An 18,339-nucleotide genomic window follows, 5' to 3' on the forward strand; every position below is an offset into this window, starting at 1 on the left:
TTTGATTTAGCCAGATGATTGACTTCCGAATTTAACTTTATTGTTCCGCAGCGGGTCCTTTAGTGAATACTTTCGTGTGCAGCAGTTCCATGGCTTGACTAATCGCCAGGCGGTCCTTATCAGTTAGCAGCTTCACACGTTCATGAAAACGGTCTTCAATTTGGGCAAAGACATCGTTGATCAATCCTTCTCCTTCCCGGGAAAGTCGGACATATTGTTTGCGCCGATCCTTCGGATCTTCCACCCTCTCGCATAATCCCTTCTCCCTCAGCTTTTTGAGCTCCCGGCTGGTGTTGGGCATCGACATCGGCATACGTTCACTGATCAAGCTGGGCGTTACCCTCCGATTCACTCCTATAAAACCAAGCATGGTAAATTGCACAGGCGTGAGTCCCTCCGGTTTGAGGATATGCGTCACCTCGTCGATTTCGGCGGAAACCGCGGTTAAGAATGCGACGAACGGATAGGGAAAATCGGTTTGTCCCATTTGAATCACCTCTACGTGTCACGATATCAAATTACATATCATTTGACAACTAAAAATCCGTCATGCTATGATTTTGTTGTCAATTGATAACTATATTCCGAAGGGGGATTTCATCATGAATAAAGTGTGGTTAGTTACCGGAAGCGGTCGAGGTTTGGGCCGTTCCATAGCGGAAGCGATTCTCGATCATGGGGATCGATTGGTGGCCACGGCCAGAAATACGGCGAGCCTTACAACCTTACAGGAGAAGTACGGAGATCGCGTAAAGCTGTTAGAGCTGGACGTAACCGATCAGACGGCTGCGGATGCGTCCGTTCAGTTGGCGGTCGAAACGTTCGGCAGGCTCGATGTGCTTGTGAACAATGCGGGCTTCAGCCATGTGGCCCCCTTTGAGCAAGTTACACAAGAACGATTCAAATCGATTGTGGATACGAACTTTTACGGTGTAGTCAACCTGACGCGAGCTGCCCTTCCCGTCATGCGCCAACAGCGTTCCGGACATATCATTAACATCACCTCCATCGCTGCCCGGACGGCATCGCCCGGACAAGCTGCCTATAATGCGGCCAAGTTCGCGGCGAGCGGGTTTACGGAATCGGTAGCCGGGGAAGTCGCTCCGTTTGGTGTGAAGATGATCTCCGTTGAGCCCGGGGGCATGCGGACGGAATGCTCCGAGTTGGCCATGAGCCAAACGCCCGATTTAATTGCAGATTACGAGCCCAGCGTCGGCTTTATGCTGAAGATGCTGGAGAGCTACAATGGTCACGAAATCGGCGATCCCGCTAAAATCGCCAAGGTCATCGTGGACTTGTCCCGCCGGGAGGAGCTCCCCGCTCATCTCGTGATTGGCAGTGATGCGTTATACGGCTTGGAAATGGGCTTGAAATCGCAAGCCGAGGCAACCGCCGAATGGGAAGCCGTCAGCCGGTCCACTGACTTTGAAGGCAGTGATCTCTCCAAGCTGGCGGGTCTGCAACTCTAATCGCTACAACCAAAGGTGCCGGTCGCGAGGCGCATAGCAGGGTCTCGCGACCTTATTTTATAGTTCACATCCCAAGGAGAACATTATCATGAGCAGCATACAAAGCACTCTGTTTAGACAGATCTTTCACCTCTTCCGAAAGGATTGGACGACGGTTGAAGGGTTCAGGAGAAGTCTAAATCGGCGCGAAACCTATCACCCACCCAAGCAAACGAAGTCTCGATACCGGGTCCATCAATTCGAGGTAAGCGAGTATCCAGTGTTTACGATAAAACCGAAATCGATGGCCCACATTAATAACCGCCGGCTGCTCTACTTGCATGGCGGAGCGTACGTTCATGAGATGTCGCCGTTTCATTGGCGATTCGCGGGAAAGTTGACCGAAGCGCTTGGCGGTACCACCGTTATTCCGATGTACCCGCTGGCAACCGCCACGCCGGCTTCTGTCACGTTGTCTTTTGTAACCGATGTTTACCAAAATCTTCTCCGTGATGCCGATTCTAATGACATCGTGCTTATAGGGGATTCCGCTGGTGGTGGAATGGCCTTGGCTTTGACCCAGCATATCCGGAACTTGGGGTTGCCTCAACCCGGGCATACCCTTCTGTTCTCCCCGTGGCTTGACGTGACACTCAGCCACCCGGAAATTCAAGCCTCGGAAGCGCGTGATCCCTTACTGGCTCGTACGGGTCTGCTGGAAGCGGGCAAGCTGTACGCCGGTGAACTTGACCCCCGCCAACCCTGGGTCAGCCCGATTTACGGATCGCTTACCGGACTAGGGCCAATCACGATTTTTTATGGGACTGACGAATTGATATTGCCTGATGCACGACAGTTGGTTCAACAAGCCCGTGCTGATGGGGTATCTATCCAAGCGTTTGAGTATCCCGGCATGTTTCACGCATGGCCGATCTTCCCGATCCCCGAAGCTTCGAAGGTGATCCGGCAAGTCGAGTTTTATATTAAGGAAGCCAGAGGAGATTGATATACTCATGAAGAATTCAAAAAAAGCGCTTCTGTTTGGAGCCAGCGGTTTCGTTGGTTCATATCTTCTGGAACAGTTGCTGCAAGATGTCGAATACGAGCAGGTTATCACTGTAGTCCGCACCCCACTGCCGATTCGCCACCCAAAGCTACACATGATTATCGGCGACTATGGCACCCTGCCGGGCTTGAAGGATCAACTGAAGGCGGATGAGATTTTCATTACGTTAGGTTCAGGCTCCTATGAAGTCGAACATGGGTACCCGGTCATGGCCGCGTCCTTTGCGAAAGAGCATGGAGCCAAAGCCGTCTTGATCGTCACGGCCGTGCAAGCCGATCCGAAGTCGCGATCCGCTTACGTTCGGGTCAAGGGTGAGATTGAACGCGATATCCTCCGCTTGGGGTTTGAGCATACCCATCTGTTCCGTCCATCGATGATCATGGGTCACCGCCCGGAGTTTCGTCCCATGGAACTGGCAGTGATGTTTATCTGGAGAATCATCAACCCATTTTTCCTCGGGAAAATGGATAAATATAAAGGCACTTCAGCGCAAGATATCGCCACAGCCATGCATCAAGCGGCTAAGCGCCCGTCAGATAAAGTGAACTTTTACTATTGGAAGGAAATGGAGGATTTGAATCGATGAAATCTAAGAAGACCGTAATCATTACCGGAGCAAATTCAGGGATGGGTTATGCCACCACAGTTGAGTTAGCCAAGAAAGGTTATCATGTGGTGATGGCCTGCCGCGACGAAAGACGCGGCCTACGAGCATTAGAGGAAGCACGCAAAGAAAGTGACTCTCCAGCTATCGAACTCATGAAGCTTGATTTAGGTTCTTTGGCACAAATCCGGTTATTTGCCGAGGAATTTCGGGCAACTTACGATGTTCTGGATGTCCTGATTAACAATGCGGGGGTGATGACCTTTAAACGAGAGACGACCTCCGACGGGTTCGAGCGTATGATGGGCATTAACCATCTGGGAACTTTTCTGCTAACCAATCTGCTGCTGGATCCCCTTAAACTTGCCAACCAAGGCCGGATCGTCAACGTCGCCTCCGTTTCGCATAAGAAAGCGAATCTGGACCTGAGCGATCCGTACCGAGAAAAGTCATTTTCCTTTATGGAAGCGTATGGACAATCCAAGCTGGCCAACCTGCTCTTTACGCTGGAGCTCAGCGATCGCATGAAAGACACGCAGGTGACGGTCAACAGCCTTCATCCCGGTACGGTATCCACCAATATCGGAGTGGATCGAAACGGCGGGTTTTGGGCCAAAACAGCGCAAACCTTAATGAAGCCTTTTGTATTAAGTCCCCTGCAAGGAGCCGAAACAACGATTTATTTGGCTGACAGCCCTGAGGTTAGCGAGATCAGCGGCAAGTATTTTCAAAACAAAAGGATAACCTCAACCTCCCCTCAAGCTCAGAACAAGCAATTGGCGAATCAATGCTGGGCTTGGAGTGAGCGTGAGGTTGGTGAGACGGTCTGATGTCTTTCATGTTAACGATTCCATCATAAAGCCTAAATTCTGACGACAGCATGTCATATTTAAAATAAAAGGACCCCATCCCCGCTTCAGCGGAAATGGAGGTCCACTTCATATCCCTAGTCGGGATCTGCACGACGTCAAAACAGCATTTGAACGATTAAGAACAAATTCAGGCCGACCACCAAAGCGGAGATGATCCAACCCAGCGTAGTGGTAATCCGGTGATTCGCCAGCCCGCCCATTATTTTGCGGTTTGAGGTGAACAAGATCAAGGGAATCAGGGCAAAGGCAATCCCAAACGACAGAATCACTTGGCTCATCACCAAGGCATTCGTAGGATTGACGCCTGAAATGATGATGGCGAGCGGTGGAATCGTCGTAATAGCCCGCCGAACATACAGGTTAATTCGCTTGTTAATGAAGCCTTGCATCACGACATCCCCAGCCATCGTACCGACCGACGAGCTCGACAGGCCGGCAATCAGCAAACCAAGCCCAAAGGAGATGGCAGTTACTGGTCCGGCAATCGTTCCGAAATGATGAAAAGCGACGTCCAAATCCTCCACCACCAGCCCATTCTTAAAGAGCAGACCTGCGGATACGACCACCATCGCCATATTCACCGCCCCGGCAATCAACATGGCCAACACGATGTCGATGAATTCCAGTTTGAAAATTTTCTTCTTCTCCGCCTCATTACGGCCGACGATACGGTTTTGCGTTAACGAGGAGTGCAGATAAATGGCGTGAGGCATTACAGTCGCCCCTAAGATACCGGCAGCCAGTAAGACGCTATCCACCCCGTCAAATCGTGGAGTCACCATACCCGCGCCAACCGCGCCAAAATCCGGATTTGCCGCAATCACCTGAAAGGCAAAGGCCAGCACGACGATCAGCACCATCGCTGCGATTCCCGCCTCCAGAGCGCGATATCCCCTCCGCTGAAGCTCCAGGATCGCAAAGGAACCTATCGCAGTGATCACGGCTGCTGGCAGCATCGGAATGCCAAACAGGAGATAAAGCCCTAAAGCCGCCCCGATAAATTCGGCTAAATCCGTTGCGATAATGACTAGTTCACTTTGAATCCACAGGAAAATCGATACTCCCTTAGGGAACCGATCATGAGCAACCTCAGGCAGATTTCTGCCGGTGGCGATCCCCAATTTGGCCGATAACGACTGAATCAACACAGCCATCAAATTCGAGGCGAAGATCACCCATAACAGAAGATATCCGTATTTGGATCCCGCTGTAATATTCGTCGCAAAGTTACCGGGATCGATATAAGCAACCGCCGCGATAAACGCAGGTCCAAGAAAAGGCAGCAGCCGTTTCAGTCCTTTCGTTCGGCCGTCTAATGCGGCATGTGCGGAGGATTTGTGATCCATTCCTTTTGCTGCAACTTGAGTGGTTTGCTGCGCAACACTTTGTTCCATCATGACAATCCCTCCCTTGCGCTGTCCAATATCCAAAGTTGTCTATATCCATTAAAGTTTCCTTAGTGCAACTTTATAGCCTTAGTATATGCTTCATTTTGAAAAATGTAAATCCATTTTCTTGCGATATTGAAAATTCTAATTGACGAAATCGACACTTGTTCCTTTGCGGTTTCCACTATGATATGGAATGTACTTATCATAACGTCTATCGATATTTCATAGGATAGAGAAGGAGCATGGATATGAACCGAAAAATCTTCAATCATCAAGCCGTTATTGCTCTCCTTGCCGCAGGTATCCTTGGCGTTGCCACTTGGGCCACATCAAGCAGTGTCGTCACGGCACAGCCAACGAAGACGACGGCAGCACAGATCCAGAAGGAAGACACCGCTCATGCCTTGGATACTTTAAACAGCTTTTATAAACCCGCCTTAAAAGGACAGTTCCCTGGAGCTGTCTCCGGACTGACGGTCGGTAAAAACACTCGGAAAGACGTCATCAAGCTGATCGGTGATCCTTCTATCGCGGGCAAGGGAAGCTTGGCATTTGATTTATACAGCGCCAATATGGGTAATCCGGGATATGCGTTATCCTACACTAAGGGTACGATTCAAGAAATGCGTTATTTCGGTACCAACGTGGAACGCCAAACCAATATCGGCGGCATCACGATGAAAATGCTGAAGCAAAACTGGTTTGCACCGGACGCAAGCAGCACGATCAAGAACGGCAACACCAAGCAAACCAAACTGACCTATATCCGCGGAGAGTATAGTCTTGAATTTATATTTAATAGCAGCACGGACCTGGATCACATCAACCTTCTGGAGAATTAATCCCCCCAAAAAAAGAGGCTGAGCCGGACGCGTGACTCTATAAGTCCACGCCGGTTCAGCCTTCGATTTCTTTCCCGCGGATCATCGCCTCCACGCGATTCTTGACCTGCAGCTTGCCGTATATGCGGTTGATATGAGCTTTAAGCGTCCCCATGCCGATGCCCAACGCCTCTACAATCGACGGATTGTCCATCCCTTCCTCCATACAGCGAAAGATCGTGAGTTCACGCGGTGTAAGCAGCGTTTCCAAGGCTTTTGAGGAGGATCGACTTCCCTTCGCCGGTCGCTCAAAGCTGGACAATACTTTACGTACATACTCGAGCGGCGTGGCGTTATCGTCGCGTAAATTCCCTTTTTGCCGTTGCTCTACATAAATGGCAAGCAACTCGGACAAACGTTGTCCTTTATCCGTAAACACCCGAACGTAATCGTCCGGTTTCGCCAGCTTTAGCGCCGCCTCCAATTTGAGCAGCGCCTCTTGCGGTTTCCCTGCCAACTGTAAAATCATCGCCTGCAACGTTTCGAGATCCAGCGCATCCATCGGGCGGTGGCCTTTCACGGCGATGGGCAGCAGCTTGTCGGATAACCGCCAAGCTTCGTCTAACCGCCCCGTCTCGATCAACAACCGAACCAGGAAGGTGTAAGGAAACAGTTGATGTACCGAAACCAGGTCTTCCGCCGAAAGACCGTAGCGCTCCTGCCATTCCATCGCCAGGCCTAAGTCTCCATGGCGCAAGCGCATCGCCGCCCGCTCCGTATCCAGCAAGATCAGAGCCTCGTCCACCCCATCGTCAACGGCTCGCCGGAATGCATCCGCGATCCAACCCTCTGCCTGCTCTTCATCACGCCTTGCTTGATAGATTCGGGACAGGAACAACGAAGCGGGGACATACACCTTCTCCGGTTGATAATGCGCTTGACTTTGTCCCTTTAAACCTTGCTTCAAATAAACTTCCGCCTGCTCTAACTCGTTGCGTTCATACATCAGTTCCCCATAGCAAACGACCACCGAATCCTGTAGTCCCATCCGTCCCATGAACTCGATCATGCTTGTGAAGAAACCGTCGGCTAACCCGCGCGGTAAATGCAGCCCCCGCTTCCCGTTATAAGACCGGAATACCGAAGGGGACAACGGCATCAAGGGAGAAGCGAAGATCAGATCCGTTCCCTGCGGACTATATTGCAAGGACAGCTGAATGTACTTCAGCGCCTTCACCATATCCATTTCGTATTGGGTTGCTTTGAAATTCCTGACGTAATACAGATAACCCAAATAGCGGTCTCTCTCCTCCGGCTCCCAGCGGTCTCCAGTCTCTTCGTAGTACTGTTCTGCTCGGTGCAAATACAATTCTGCGAGGGTGACATCCTGCGACCATAACAAGGAATGCGTGTAGGAGAAATAAAGGTACGGATGGAGCAACAACAGGTCTTCGGGTATGGCTGACAGCCATGTCTTCATCGTTGAGAACTCCCGTCGAATAAGCACGCTTCCCATCTGCTCTAGTAGACGAATAGCTTCCCCATAATTAGCTCCGGCTAAATAATAATCCACGGCCTCTTCAAAGAGTTCCCGTGATTCACACCATTCCGCCGCCGTACGAAGAAGTTTTGCGGCATTCCCAGGACGTCGGCGCTCCTCCTCCCTACGCAAGAAATCGCCGAACAAACGATGGAACTGATACCATTGCCTGCCGTCATCAAGCGGGAGTAAGAATAAGTTTAACCGGGCCACTTCCTCAAGCATTTCCGCCCCGCCGTCCCCAGCAACTGCTTGACAGAGAGAGCGGTGCAATCGCTGCAGCACGGAGACATCCAACAGAAATGATCGAATCGACTCATCCAAGGAATTGAACACCTCTTGGAACAGATATTCCTCTACCCCGCTGCGCTCAAGAGACGGCAGCCTTAATGTGCCGAGCCCCTTCTCATGACGCCAAGACAAGGCAATCAGCTTTAATCCCGTCACCCAACCTTCGGTTTGTGTAAGAACCTGTTCAAGCTGGTCGTGATCCAGCTCCTTATGCGCGGAAAGACGAAAAAACTCTCCCGTTTCCACGATATCAAATCGCATTTGAACGTCGTAAATACGGTAAACCCATCCTCGGCTAATCCAACGAGACTTGATAAAGTCGTTGTCATACCGGCTGGCGAAAGTGAGATGTATCCCTTGGGGCAGATATTCCAGCATAAAACCGACTGAACTCAAGATGTCCGGATCGTGGATCTCATGCCAATCATCCAGGATCAAGGCCAGCGGTTGAGACAAGCGATTGAACTCATTCAGTAATGCGATGATCATCGGCTCATAATGGCCTGGTCTAAGCGCTGCAAAAGAGGTTTGAAACGCCTCAGAGAACCGGCCTGTCGATCGCTCAATGGCAGCGGTGACATAATGCCAGAAGCGAATCAAATCATTATCCTTCTCGTCCAATGACAGCCATGCCAAAGGTCGGGTTACTTGATTGGCCCATTCCCGGATCAAGTTCGTTTTCCCATATCCGGCTGGAGCTGCGATATAGGTTGCCCTGCAGTCCAATGCTTCGTTTAATCGTTCGATGAGTCGAGGACGTGGCACGGACACCTGGATATCCCCAGGTATATTCATTTTGGATAAGAGCAATACATGGTTTTCTTTGGTTTCGTGCATGGCAGTCCCTCCATAAAAGATCATACCATGCTCGTGCCCGGTCGGGAACGATGAACACGAACGACTTAGGCGCGCCTTCCCCCAAAAAAACAGACCCGCGCTCCCGCGAGTCCGTCTTCCTATACTTATCAATTCACTATTCGCCCAATTGAGTTTTATAGGCGTCCAACTGCTTTTGCAGCTCCGCCAGCACCTTGTCGTAACCGGCTTGTTTCAGCTTATTACGGAACTCCTCAACCGCCTGCGCCGGATCCCCGGCTTTCCCCATCACGATAGCTGGACCAAGCTCTCCAGTGACCTGCGAAACGGCCGTTAATTCGGCTTCCACCGGCGTTTTATCAAAGACAAATTGTCCATAGACGTAAGGCTTCTTGATCTGATCGTATTCGGCGTATAACGTCTCTTCGATCTGATCCCAGGTCGTTTCACTTGGGATTTCAAACTTGTCGACCCGGCCGCCCCAGAAATCCGCATAGAAGTTGTCTCTTGCCTCTTCATAACCTTCCGGACGCGCACGTTTTCCGTCCTTGATCACATATTGCACGCCTTCCAGTCCATAGTTAATCAGATGATAGATTTCTTCATTATTGCGAATGAGATCGTAAGCCATCAGCGCGCGTTCCGGATTTTTACTGTGGGCGCCAAGGGAGGTGCCGCCATGCGTGATCGACAGCTCCATTAGGTTCGTGCCTCGCGTCCGGGAGAACGGAAACATCTGCAGCTCAGAGCCAGGCTGGGCCTTATCCATCTCTACGCGAAGTCCCGAGAACGTCTGCGTATGGTGCTGGTCGAGTCCCGACAAGCCGGCTTTCAACGCATCGCGGTTGTTGTTCTTGTTATTTAGAGCGTCTTCACGCCAGAAGCCTTGATCCGCCCAGCTCTTCATCATGGTCGCATATTTCAAGAATACGTCCTCGAAGACCGGGCTCGTTGCGGTAAATTTCTCCTCAAACGACTTCGCCGTAAATACAGGCATAAAACCGGTGGAAATCGGAAGCTCCAGCTCATCCGTATAAGATTGCACAAATCCGCCCCAGGTTTGAGCGCCTGACGCTGCATCCCAAGGAATGACATCCGGTTTGTTGTCCTTAATGTACTTCAAATATTTCTCGATTCCCTCCCAATCCTTGATTGGTTCCGTGATGCCGGCTTCCTTCGCCCAATCCCCCCGATAGAAGAAGCCGTGGTTGACCCACTGCGTATAATCGTTCTCCGGAATCAAGACGATTTTGCCGTTATATTTACTTTCGTCCCAGTCCTCCTTCGTGATGGAGTTCCACGTTTCCGGCGCATATTTCGGAAGCAGCTCATCCAAATTCATGAAAGCGCCGCGTTGCGCATTCCCCCAGGTGTCCAGCCAATCGGTTCCGATGGTGATCAGATCAATCGACTCGCCGGAGGCTAAAGCCAAATTGTATTTCGTCTGCCAATCCGCCCATTCAATCCATTTCCATTCCAGCTCGGCGTTGATTTTTTCCTTCATCAATTTGTTAACTTCCGTGAGTACTTTCTCGAATTGTCCATTCTTCGGCTTATCCCCCAGCACGAGATAGCTAATCTTCACGAACTTGGACGTATCCACTCCACTGTCCGTCTCCTGACCAGTGTTGGTCTTATTCCCTCCGTTGTTCGCCGTATCCCCGCTTGCCCCGTTATTGCCGTTTTGACCGCCGGCGCAGGACACAAGCAGCAGTACCAACAGGCTCACCATGACCCAAATTGAAGCTTGTTTCCATCGAACCATTCGTACCAACCTCCCTCTTTTATATCAAATTGTGAAACCTCAACCTTTCACAGCGCCCACCGTGATCCCCTTGATGAAATAACGCTGCACAAACGGATAGAATAAAATCACCGGGCCCGTCGCGACGATAGCCGTCGCCATCTTCATCGATTCGAGCGGGACATCCCGCAACTCCACGTTGGAGGCGGCCGCTGAATTGCGGATGAAGTCCGCGCTGGTGATGACGTTATATAAGAATAGCTGCAGCGGACGATACTTCATATCCGGCGATAAGAACAACATTGAGTTGTACCATTCGTTCCAATACCCAAGGGCGATAAACAAGCCAATTGTAGCTAGTGCCGGCGTTGTCATCGGCAGGATGAGGCGGATGAAAATCGTGAAATCCCCGGCTCCGTCGATTTTGGCAGATTCGGTGATGGCGTGGGGGATGGAACGAACGAAGCTTTTCATCATGATAATGAGGAATGGACTTAACAAGCCGGGTAGTAAAACGGCCAAATAATTGTCCTTCAAGCTCAAATATTGCGTCACGAGCAAATAGAACGGAACCAGACCGCCGGTGAACAATGTCGTAAAGTAAATAAAGAAGGAAATCCGGTTTCGATAAGCAAAATCGGGCCGTTGCAGCGCATACCCGGTCATGGCCACCAGGAACAACCCCAGCGCAGTGCCGCAGACGGTGATACCGATCGTCACAAGATAGGAGCCGATCATGAGGTCCGGATTTTCGAAGACGATTTTGTAGGAGAAGGTGCTGAACTCTCGGGGCCAGAAATTGAATCCAAACCGCTTGATCGCCGATTCCGACGTAAAGGATGTGCCAAGGACAAGCAGGAAGGGCAGCAAGCAGCATAAGGAGAAGAAGCCGATAAACAGGTAACCTACGATTTTGACGATGATGCCGCCTAGATCTGTACGGATGCTTCGGGCTTCATAAGCGTCATCCATACCTTGCACCTCCTAAAATAGTGAGTTATCCGGCGAAACCTTCTTGACCAGCCAGTTGGCCGTCATGACAACGATAAACCCGAAGACCGATTGATATAGACTGACGGCGCTGCCGATTGAGAAATTGAAGTTGGTCATGAGGGCGCGGAACACATAGGTTTCGATGATATCGGTCGTCGCGTACAATGCGGTGTTGTTTGCTCCCACCAGGTTGAAGAACAAACCGAAATTGCCGCGCAATATGCCGCCAAGCGAAAACAAGAGCAGGATGATAAAGGTGGGCTTCAGCCAAGGGAGTACGATATAACGGATTCTCTGGAACGCGCCTGCCCCGTCGATTTCCGCAGCTTCGATAATCTCGTTATCCAGGCCCATGATGGCGGCGAAATACACGATGGAGCCATAACCCGTGGATTGCCACAAATACGTAAGAACGATGATAAACGGCCAAATCCCGGCGTTCGAATACGTCTTCACCGGATCAAATCCCAGCGAGGTCAGGATGCTGTTAAGCAGGCCGTAATCATAGCTCAGCACATTGTAAGCGATCAGGCCAATCAGGACCGCCGAGATAAAGTGCGGCAGGAACATCAAGGTTTGGGTCAGCTTCTTAAACCATTTGAGGCGAATCTCGTTCAGAAACACAGCGACGACGATTTGCAGCACGTTCCCGAGCAGGATAAAAGCCAGATTATAAACCACCGTATTAAACGTCAGCCGCCACAAATCTCCCGTCATCACCAGAAATCGAAAGTTATCAAACCCGACGAACGGACTTTTGAAGATGCCATCCGTGTAGTTGTATTTGATGAACGCCAGGTACAGGCCAGGCATCGGCAGATAAGCAAAGATGATAAAGAATACGATGGCCGGCAAACACATGAGCAGCAGCGTTTTATTGTTCCAAAACCGTCTGAATCGGCCATTCTGAATCCTGTGTAATTGCGGCCGTTTGCGCACCTTCGTAGGCGTCGTGATCTCCATATGCATCCTCCCTTCTATACGGAAATAACCTCAAGGCTCTCCAATCTTCCTGCAGCCTGGTCCTCCACCGCTTCGAGATAAATGGACAGCTGCGCCTGGTTGTCATGAAACCAAGGACCCGGCAAATAAAACGAGTCCGCGCTGCCGCCAGTCATCGTTGGCCTTCCCGCCCCTCCGGGCAACCACAGCCGGCCGACGATCCGCTCATCCATAAACACGGTAAGCTTTAATCCCGAGCCTATCGCACGAACCCTCCAACCTTTGCCCTGCGCGGAGTTATGGATTGGGGCGAACAACCAGCCTGCCTTTCCAGAGTCAAGACAGAGCGGCAATTGCCCTGGAGCGGCTGAAGCAATTCTATGGTCTGCTTCTGCCTTCAGCTCAGCTTCATCTGCCGCGACAACCGTGAACTCTGAAGCTTCGACACCTTCATAAATCAGCACTTGGCCGCCAGGCTGCCCCATCGTTCGCAGCAGATACACCTCCAGCTGCAACTCTTGGCCCGGGGTGACATAAGGCTTCAGATCGATATAAGCATTCATCGGATGGATGGAACCGGCATCAACGCCATTCACCCAAAGCCGCGCGTGACCTTGTAAATTCCGAAAATGCAGGATCCACGCCGTTCGGTTAGCCGCGGGTACAAACTTCGTGCGAAAAACTTGCTGTGACGGATGATCCGCGGATAACCAGCTTCCAAAGCCAACCACCGGCCATAACGCCTCATCCATATTAGTCGCGCCACCTTGCAACAAGCGTTCACCTGTGGGATTCACGTACCAGTTCGCGGTAATGTCGTGAATGGCCGTGATCGCTACAATACCTTCCATCCCCTTCAAGGAAGGTAGGCGAAGGGCCGGGAGCCGGAGATCATCAAAATTACTGTGCCCCCAAATTTCAACGCGTGCTTGTATCTTCTCTACATCCCGTTCATTCACCGGAACAAACAGGCTGGCTCCACCCGGGGTTGAGGTTCCGATGTAGGTCCCGTCGGCATACAAAGAAATAACATCGCTGGTTTGACGGACAAGAAATCCTTGTAGCAGGTGATCCGCATTAGTCAGGTTGACTTTGGCCTCATACCAGGCGTATCCACGATAAACGCCCAACCTTTCTAGATAATCAAGCTTCGCCCCAGGCGTTAAAACTGATATGGCTTGGAATGGCGGCTTCCATCCCTCTCCTGAAACAAACTGCCACTCTAAAGCTTGCGACGAGTCGGAGATCTTCGACTTCGGTTGAGGAGTGGAAGCAGCCACCGTCCCGTCTAGGTTGATCGTTTCGGTATGAAGCGCTTTCAATCGATCTGTGACAATAACCGTGAATCGTTGTCCATCCTTCAATTCAAATCGGCAAAACGCCGTCTCTGCGCCCGAGAGAAGCAACTCAAATTGTCCCTCGCGGCTGATTACGCCCATTCCCTCCGCCACCGGCTCATGTGCTGCTTCGATTGCAAGGACGATTTCCCCGTGATTCCCCTCCATGTGAAACGCCAGTATGGCCCCGTCCTTCTGTTGTTCCGCCATGTAGAGCTCCGCTGTGGAGGAGTTTAGCCGTCCGGGTACTCCCCAGATGGACAGCGGAATATTGGCAGGCAGTGCCAACGATCTTGAAGCGGCTAAGGTCAAGACGCCGGTAGATGGAGCTCGGGTTCCTTTGTCCCCTTGCAAGCAAATTTGCTTGGCATGGTCTTCCCCATTCGTCACAAAAATGAGCTCCCCGCCGCCCTGTAACCGCAGCACATAAGGACCAAACACCCCTTCCGTTTCTCCTTGAACGGACCATGAACCAGCGGGACCGGGTTCGGACTCGGCAAGAGAGCTGCCATAGGCACGAATTAACCTGGCAAGTAGTTTGGCCTCCTGGACTTCATCGCGGAGATGTCCTTCAGGGGAAATCATACCTCCGAAGTCATAATCCGAGGTCAGAAATGCCAGCGGCCTGCCCCAGTTGTTAATGGCGTTGGTGAAGCCAAAATTCGTACCCGATACCTGGAGGTACGGTCCCAGTAGCTTGGCTCCGGTCGACAGCAGTCTGCGGAGCAAATAATGACTTCGGTTCGTTTCAGTGACGAGCAGTGGAAATCCCATTTTGTGAAGCACATCCCGATAATGCAGTACATTCTTCTCGAACTGGGGATCCCGGTCATCGGGATAGAAATTACAAGTCGGTACAACGCCTTCTGTTAGTCCAGACGCTTGTAACAGGCCGCCCTGACCGGCACAAGCGATAAGCGGAACCGATAATTGATACGCGTCTGCCATGTCGCGAAGAGCCGCTATATATCCTGCGGGGTCGGAGCAATTATAGAAGTCCAGCTCATTGTCCAGTTGGACAAAGATGACACTACCGCCGTGAGTGACTTCATGGCGATGCAGAATCGGTAGGATTTGTGCGTACCACCTGGCCACATGCTGTAAGAACGCAGGGTCATTATCCCTGAACCGCATGGCCGGCTCTTTGGCATACAGATACGACGGCAATGCACCACCGTCCCATTCGGAGCAAATATAGGGGCCTGGACGGGCGACTACCCATAATCCCACTTGCGCTGCCAGTCGCAGGAACTTCTTCGCATCCCGCATTCCGGTGAAGTCCCATGTCCCCTCATGGGGTTCGTGAAAATTCCACGGAAAGTAGACGTCGATACAGTTATAGCCAGCTTCCTTGACCTGTTCCAACCGCTCTTCCCACAATTCGGCAGGAATTCGGAAATAAAAAAGAGAGGCGCAAAGCAAAATCACACTTTCACCATGAATGCTGACCGCTTGGCCGGATAAACTTATCACGGATTCGGATTCGATACGCGTACTCATAGCGGACCACTCCTAGCGTCTGTAATATTCAATTTTAATGAATCCCATTTCATGAAACCCGTTACATTTCAGTCAACACAAAACGAATGAAACGGGTTTCATTTTAGCGTTAAATCAACTTTTCAGATGGTACACCAGGTGTTTTGGAATCTAACTTTGTCATCGGAGTCGTTGGTGAATGTAGTAAGATTTGTTGTCATTTAGGAGGGTGTGTAAAAGTAGAACTGGAACTACGAGTGGAATGTAAGGGCTTTCGCAGTTATTCTAGCTTAGCAAGATTTAAGTTGTCAATCCTTTTTTTGCCACAATCGGGCCGAAGCTCCTAACTCTAGTTAAGAGCTCTAGTAGATTCCCGAACGATCAACTCAGGCTTCAGCAAGGTTGTTTTGTTCACCTTCGATTTCGTGATCATTTGATGCAACACCTCCCCCGCCGTTCGCCCAAGTTCATGAGTTCGCAGGGATATGGTTGTAAGCTCGGGAATACTGTTGGACGCAAATGGGATATCATCGTATCCGATAATCGACAGATCTTCAGGGATGTGTATTCCTGCTTTGACAGCTGCTTTCAAGACGCCTATCGCCACTAGATCATTCAGGCAAAAAATCGCGGTTGGCCGATGGGGCAGCTCCAGCAATTGGTTCATAAACGCGGTGCCACTGGCAACAGAGAAACCTCCGTGAAGCACCCACTCTTTGCGAACCTCAAGGCCCGATTGCTTCATCCTCTTCATAAAGGCGGACGTTCGCTGCATCGTGTTGGACATATTCTGGTAGCCGCCTACAATGGCTATTTCGCGGTGTCCCAGCTCAATGAGATGTTGGGCCGCGAGCTCCGCTCCATGCTTCTCATCCACCGCCACTCGGTTTAGTCCCGATTTGGAAAGCCGGCCGTTTACGAGAAGAACAGGCAACCTTTTGCCAATCTCGACAACCTCCTCAACCAACTGATCTTCGGGTTTAGCCAAATCAACGCGCCCCCCCATCATCACAATTCCGTCCACCTGCTTCTCAGCAAGCGCGTTCAAGTATTGCGATTCTCGAAGGTATTGTTCTGCGGTGTCTACACTGGCCGAGACGGTATCGCAAAGGAAATAGGTATACCCTTGCTTGCGTGCCTCCAGATCGAATCCGGACAACACTTCGGGAAAGAAGGGGTTTGTAATATCCGGAAGAATGATGCCGATCATCCCCGTCTCTTTCTTTGACAAACTTCTCGCCAATGCGTTCGGTTGAAACTGATATTTGCTGATGAGTTCATTAATGCGCTCCCGGGTCTCTTTTTTTACCGGTGCGGTATTGTTGAGTACTCGGGAGACCGTAGCAACGGAGACGTTGGCTTCCTTGGCGATGTCGTATACTGTAATCGGTTTCATAAAATCACCTGCCCGAAATTAGTAGCACAGAACATCCCAAGTATATCAAATTTTCCAGCATTTGAGAACGGAACTGTATCTAGTATAAATGCAATTAGCCGATTAGTTCTCCCCTTCCAACAGACATTGACCGTTGGTGCCAATCACTTTCCGATACCAATGGAACGAATTCTTCCGATATCTCTCAAGCGTTCCCGAGCCGTCATCATGCCGGTCCACATAGATCAATCCGTATCGTTTCTTCATTTCAGCAGTGGAATTGCTAACCAGATCGATGCAACCCCAGACGAGATAACCCATAACTTCGACCCCATCGGCAATAGCCTCCGCCACTTGTAGAAGATGAGCCCGCAAATAGTCGATCCGATAATCATCCTCGACTGTCAACTCCCCCCTCTCGTTCGGGGTCAGCTGATCCGCGGCACCCAAGCCGTTTTCGACAATAAACAACGGTTTTTGATATCGATCCTGAAATAGGTTCAGAATGTAACGAAGCCCCTTGGGATCGATTTGCCAGCCCCATTCGCTGGAAGGAAGATGCGGGTTAGACACGCCCCCGAACAAATTCCCCTCGCTTTTTGGCTGATTCTCCGAATTGGCGGTCTCGCAAATACTCATATAATAGCTGAAGGAGATGAAATCGACCGTATGCGCGAGCGTTTCTTCATCCCCCGGCTCGAAGTCAAGCTGGATCCCGTTCTCCTGAAAGAATCGTTTCATGTACCCCGGATACTTGCCACGTGCATGAACTTCGAGAAAAAATGTATTTTGATGATCGGTGTGCATCGCTTGAATTACATCATCGGGATGCGGCGTCAACGGGTAGGTCGGCAAACTCAGCACCATGCATCCGATCTTGAAATCCGGGTTAATCTCATGCCCGATTTGAACGGCCGCAGCGCTTGCCACCAGCTCGTGATGGATGGCTTGATACAGGTCCTGTAGGCTCAGTTTTTCCTTGGGCGTCACGATCCCTCCGCTCATAAACGGATGCTCCAGGATCGAATTGATCTCGTTAAAGGTCAGCCAATATTTCACTTTATCCTTGTAACGCGTAAACACCGTTTTGGCGAAATGGGTATAGAATTCGACCAGTTTACGATTCGCCCAGCCGTTATATTCCCTTGTTAAATGCAGCGGTGTTTCATAATGGGAGAGCGTCACCATCGGTTCAATCCCATATTTCAGACACTCCTCAAACAGACGATCGTAAAATTGCAGCCCCTTCTCGTTTGGCTCGGCTTCGTCCCCCTTCGGGAAGATCCGCGACCAGGCGATCGAGGTACGGAACGTTTTGAAGCCCATTTCGGCGAATAGCTTGATATCTTCCTTGTAACGGTGGTAGAAATCGATCCCGATCAGCTTCAGATTGTCTTTGGTTGGCGCATCGGTTGGCGGCGTCTTCACGCCATGCGGCAATACATCCTGGATGGATAGACCTTTACCTTCCTCCTGATAGGCGCCTTCTAGCTGATTGGCGGCCACCGAACCGCCCCATAAAAATCCCTGCGGAAACTGTAATCCCATCGGTTATCGTCCTTTCTCTTCAAAGCCGACACATAGCAAAACAGGCCTTCCTTCAACGAGGAGGAAGGCCTG

General features: G+C 50.8%; 14 protein-coding genes. 5 read left to right on the plus strand and 9 right to left on the minus strand.

What is annotated here, in order from left to right:
• Positions 1-37 precede the first annotated feature (37 nt).
• Positions 38-487 carry a MarR family winged helix-turn-helix transcriptional regulator gene (locus tag M0651_RS19385; RefSeq protein WP_248553379.1) on the minus strand — a complete coding sequence of 150 codons (450 nt, stop codon included), beginning with the start codon at positions 485-487 and terminating at the stop codon, positions 38-40.
• Positions 488-602: 115 nt separating this feature from the next.
• On the opposite strand from M0651_RS19385, the gene M0651_RS19390 reads away from it, so the two are divergent.
• The 4 genes from M0651_RS19390 to M0651_RS19405 all read left to right on the plus strand — a co-directional run bounded on the left by M0651_RS19390 (position 603) and on the right by M0651_RS19405 (position 3,948).
• Positions 603-1,469 carry an SDR family NAD(P)-dependent oxidoreductase gene (locus M0651_RS19390; protein ID WP_248553380.1) on the plus strand — a complete coding sequence of 289 codons (867 nt, stop codon included), beginning with the start codon at positions 603-605 and terminating at the stop codon, positions 1,467-1,469.
• Positions 1,470-1,557: 88 nt separating this feature from the next.
• Positions 1,558-2,454: an alpha/beta hydrolase gene (locus M0651_RS19395; protein WP_248553381.1), complete on the plus strand. Its 897-nt coding sequence runs from the start codon at positions 1,558-1,560 to the stop codon at positions 2,452-2,454.
• 7 nt (positions 2,455-2,461) lie between these two features.
• Complete coding sequence (locus tag M0651_RS19400) at positions 2,462-3,100, plus strand: NAD(P)H-binding protein (RefSeq protein WP_248553382.1); 639 nt, start codon at positions 2,462-2,464, stop codon at positions 3,098-3,100.
• Entirely contained in the window at positions 3,097-3,948 is an 852-nt protein-coding gene (locus tag M0651_RS19405) for an SDR family oxidoreductase (protein ID WP_248553383.1), read from the plus strand. Before M0651_RS19400 ends, M0651_RS19405 begins: the two co-directional genes overlap by 4 nt.
• 137 nt (positions 3,949-4,085) lie before the next feature.
• On the opposite strand, the gene M0651_RS19410 is transcribed toward M0651_RS19405, so the two are convergent.
• Positions 4,086-5,384, minus strand: a complete 1,299-nt coding sequence (locus tag M0651_RS19410; RefSeq protein WP_372491020.1) for an Nramp family divalent metal transporter — start codon at positions 5,382-5,384, stop codon at positions 4,086-4,088.
• Between the two features lie 245 nt (positions 5,385-5,629).
• Here M0651_RS19410 and M0651_RS19415 point away from each other — a divergent pair, with 245 nt between their 5' ends.
• Entirely contained in the window at positions 5,630-6,223 is a 594-nt protein-coding gene (locus tag M0651_RS19415; protein ID WP_248553384.1) for a YjgB family protein, read from the plus strand.
• 55 nt (positions 6,224-6,278) lie between these two features.
• Here the strand turns inward: M0651_RS19415 and M0651_RS19420 are convergent, their stop codons facing one another.
• The 7 genes from M0651_RS19420 to M0651_RS19450 all read right to left on the minus strand — a co-directional run bounded on the left by M0651_RS19420 (position 6,279) and on the right by M0651_RS19450 (position 18,267).
• The gene (locus tag M0651_RS19420) at positions 6,279-8,870 is read right to left on the minus strand and encodes a winged helix-turn-helix domain-containing protein (protein ID WP_248553385.1); all 2,592 of its coding nucleotides are present in this window, start codon (positions 8,868-8,870) and stop codon (positions 6,279-6,281) included.
• 136 nt (positions 8,871-9,006) lie between these two features.
• A complete protein-coding gene (locus tag M0651_RS19425; protein ID WP_248553386.1) occupies positions 9,007-10,614 on the minus strand; it encodes a DUF3502 domain-containing protein in 1,608 nt (535 codons plus the stop codon).
• 39 nt (positions 10,615-10,653) lie between these two features.
• Positions 10,654-11,565 (minus strand): carbohydrate ABC transporter permease, encoded by a 912-nt coding sequence (locus M0651_RS19430; RefSeq protein WP_248553387.1) that lies wholly within the window; start codon positions 11,563-11,565, stop codon positions 10,654-10,656.
• Between the two features lie 12 nt (positions 11,566-11,577).
• Entirely contained in the window at positions 11,578-12,549 is a 972-nt protein-coding gene (locus M0651_RS19435; RefSeq protein WP_248553388.1) for an ABC transporter permease, read from the minus strand.
• 14 nt (positions 12,550-12,563) lie between these two features.
• A complete protein-coding gene (locus M0651_RS19440; protein WP_248553389.1) occupies positions 12,564-15,365 on the minus strand; it encodes a beta-galactosidase in 2,802 nt (933 codons plus the stop codon).
• A gap of 328 nt (positions 15,366-15,693) precedes the next feature.
• Positions 15,694-16,740, minus strand: coding sequence for a LacI family DNA-binding transcriptional regulator (locus M0651_RS19445; protein WP_248553390.1), 1,047 nt, complete (start codon positions 16,738-16,740; stop codon positions 15,694-15,696).
• Between the two features lie 102 nt (positions 16,741-16,842).
• Complete coding sequence (locus M0651_RS19450; RefSeq protein WP_248553391.1) at positions 16,843-18,267, minus strand: glycoside hydrolase family 1 protein; 1,425 nt, start codon at positions 18,265-18,267, stop codon at positions 16,843-16,845.
• Positions 18,268-18,339 lie beyond the last annotated feature (72 nt).

This window comes from Paenibacillus mellifer (genome assembly GCF_023195895.1).
Taxonomy (GTDB): Bacteria; Bacillota; Bacilli; order Paenibacillales; family Paenibacillaceae; genus Fontibacillus; species Fontibacillus mellifer.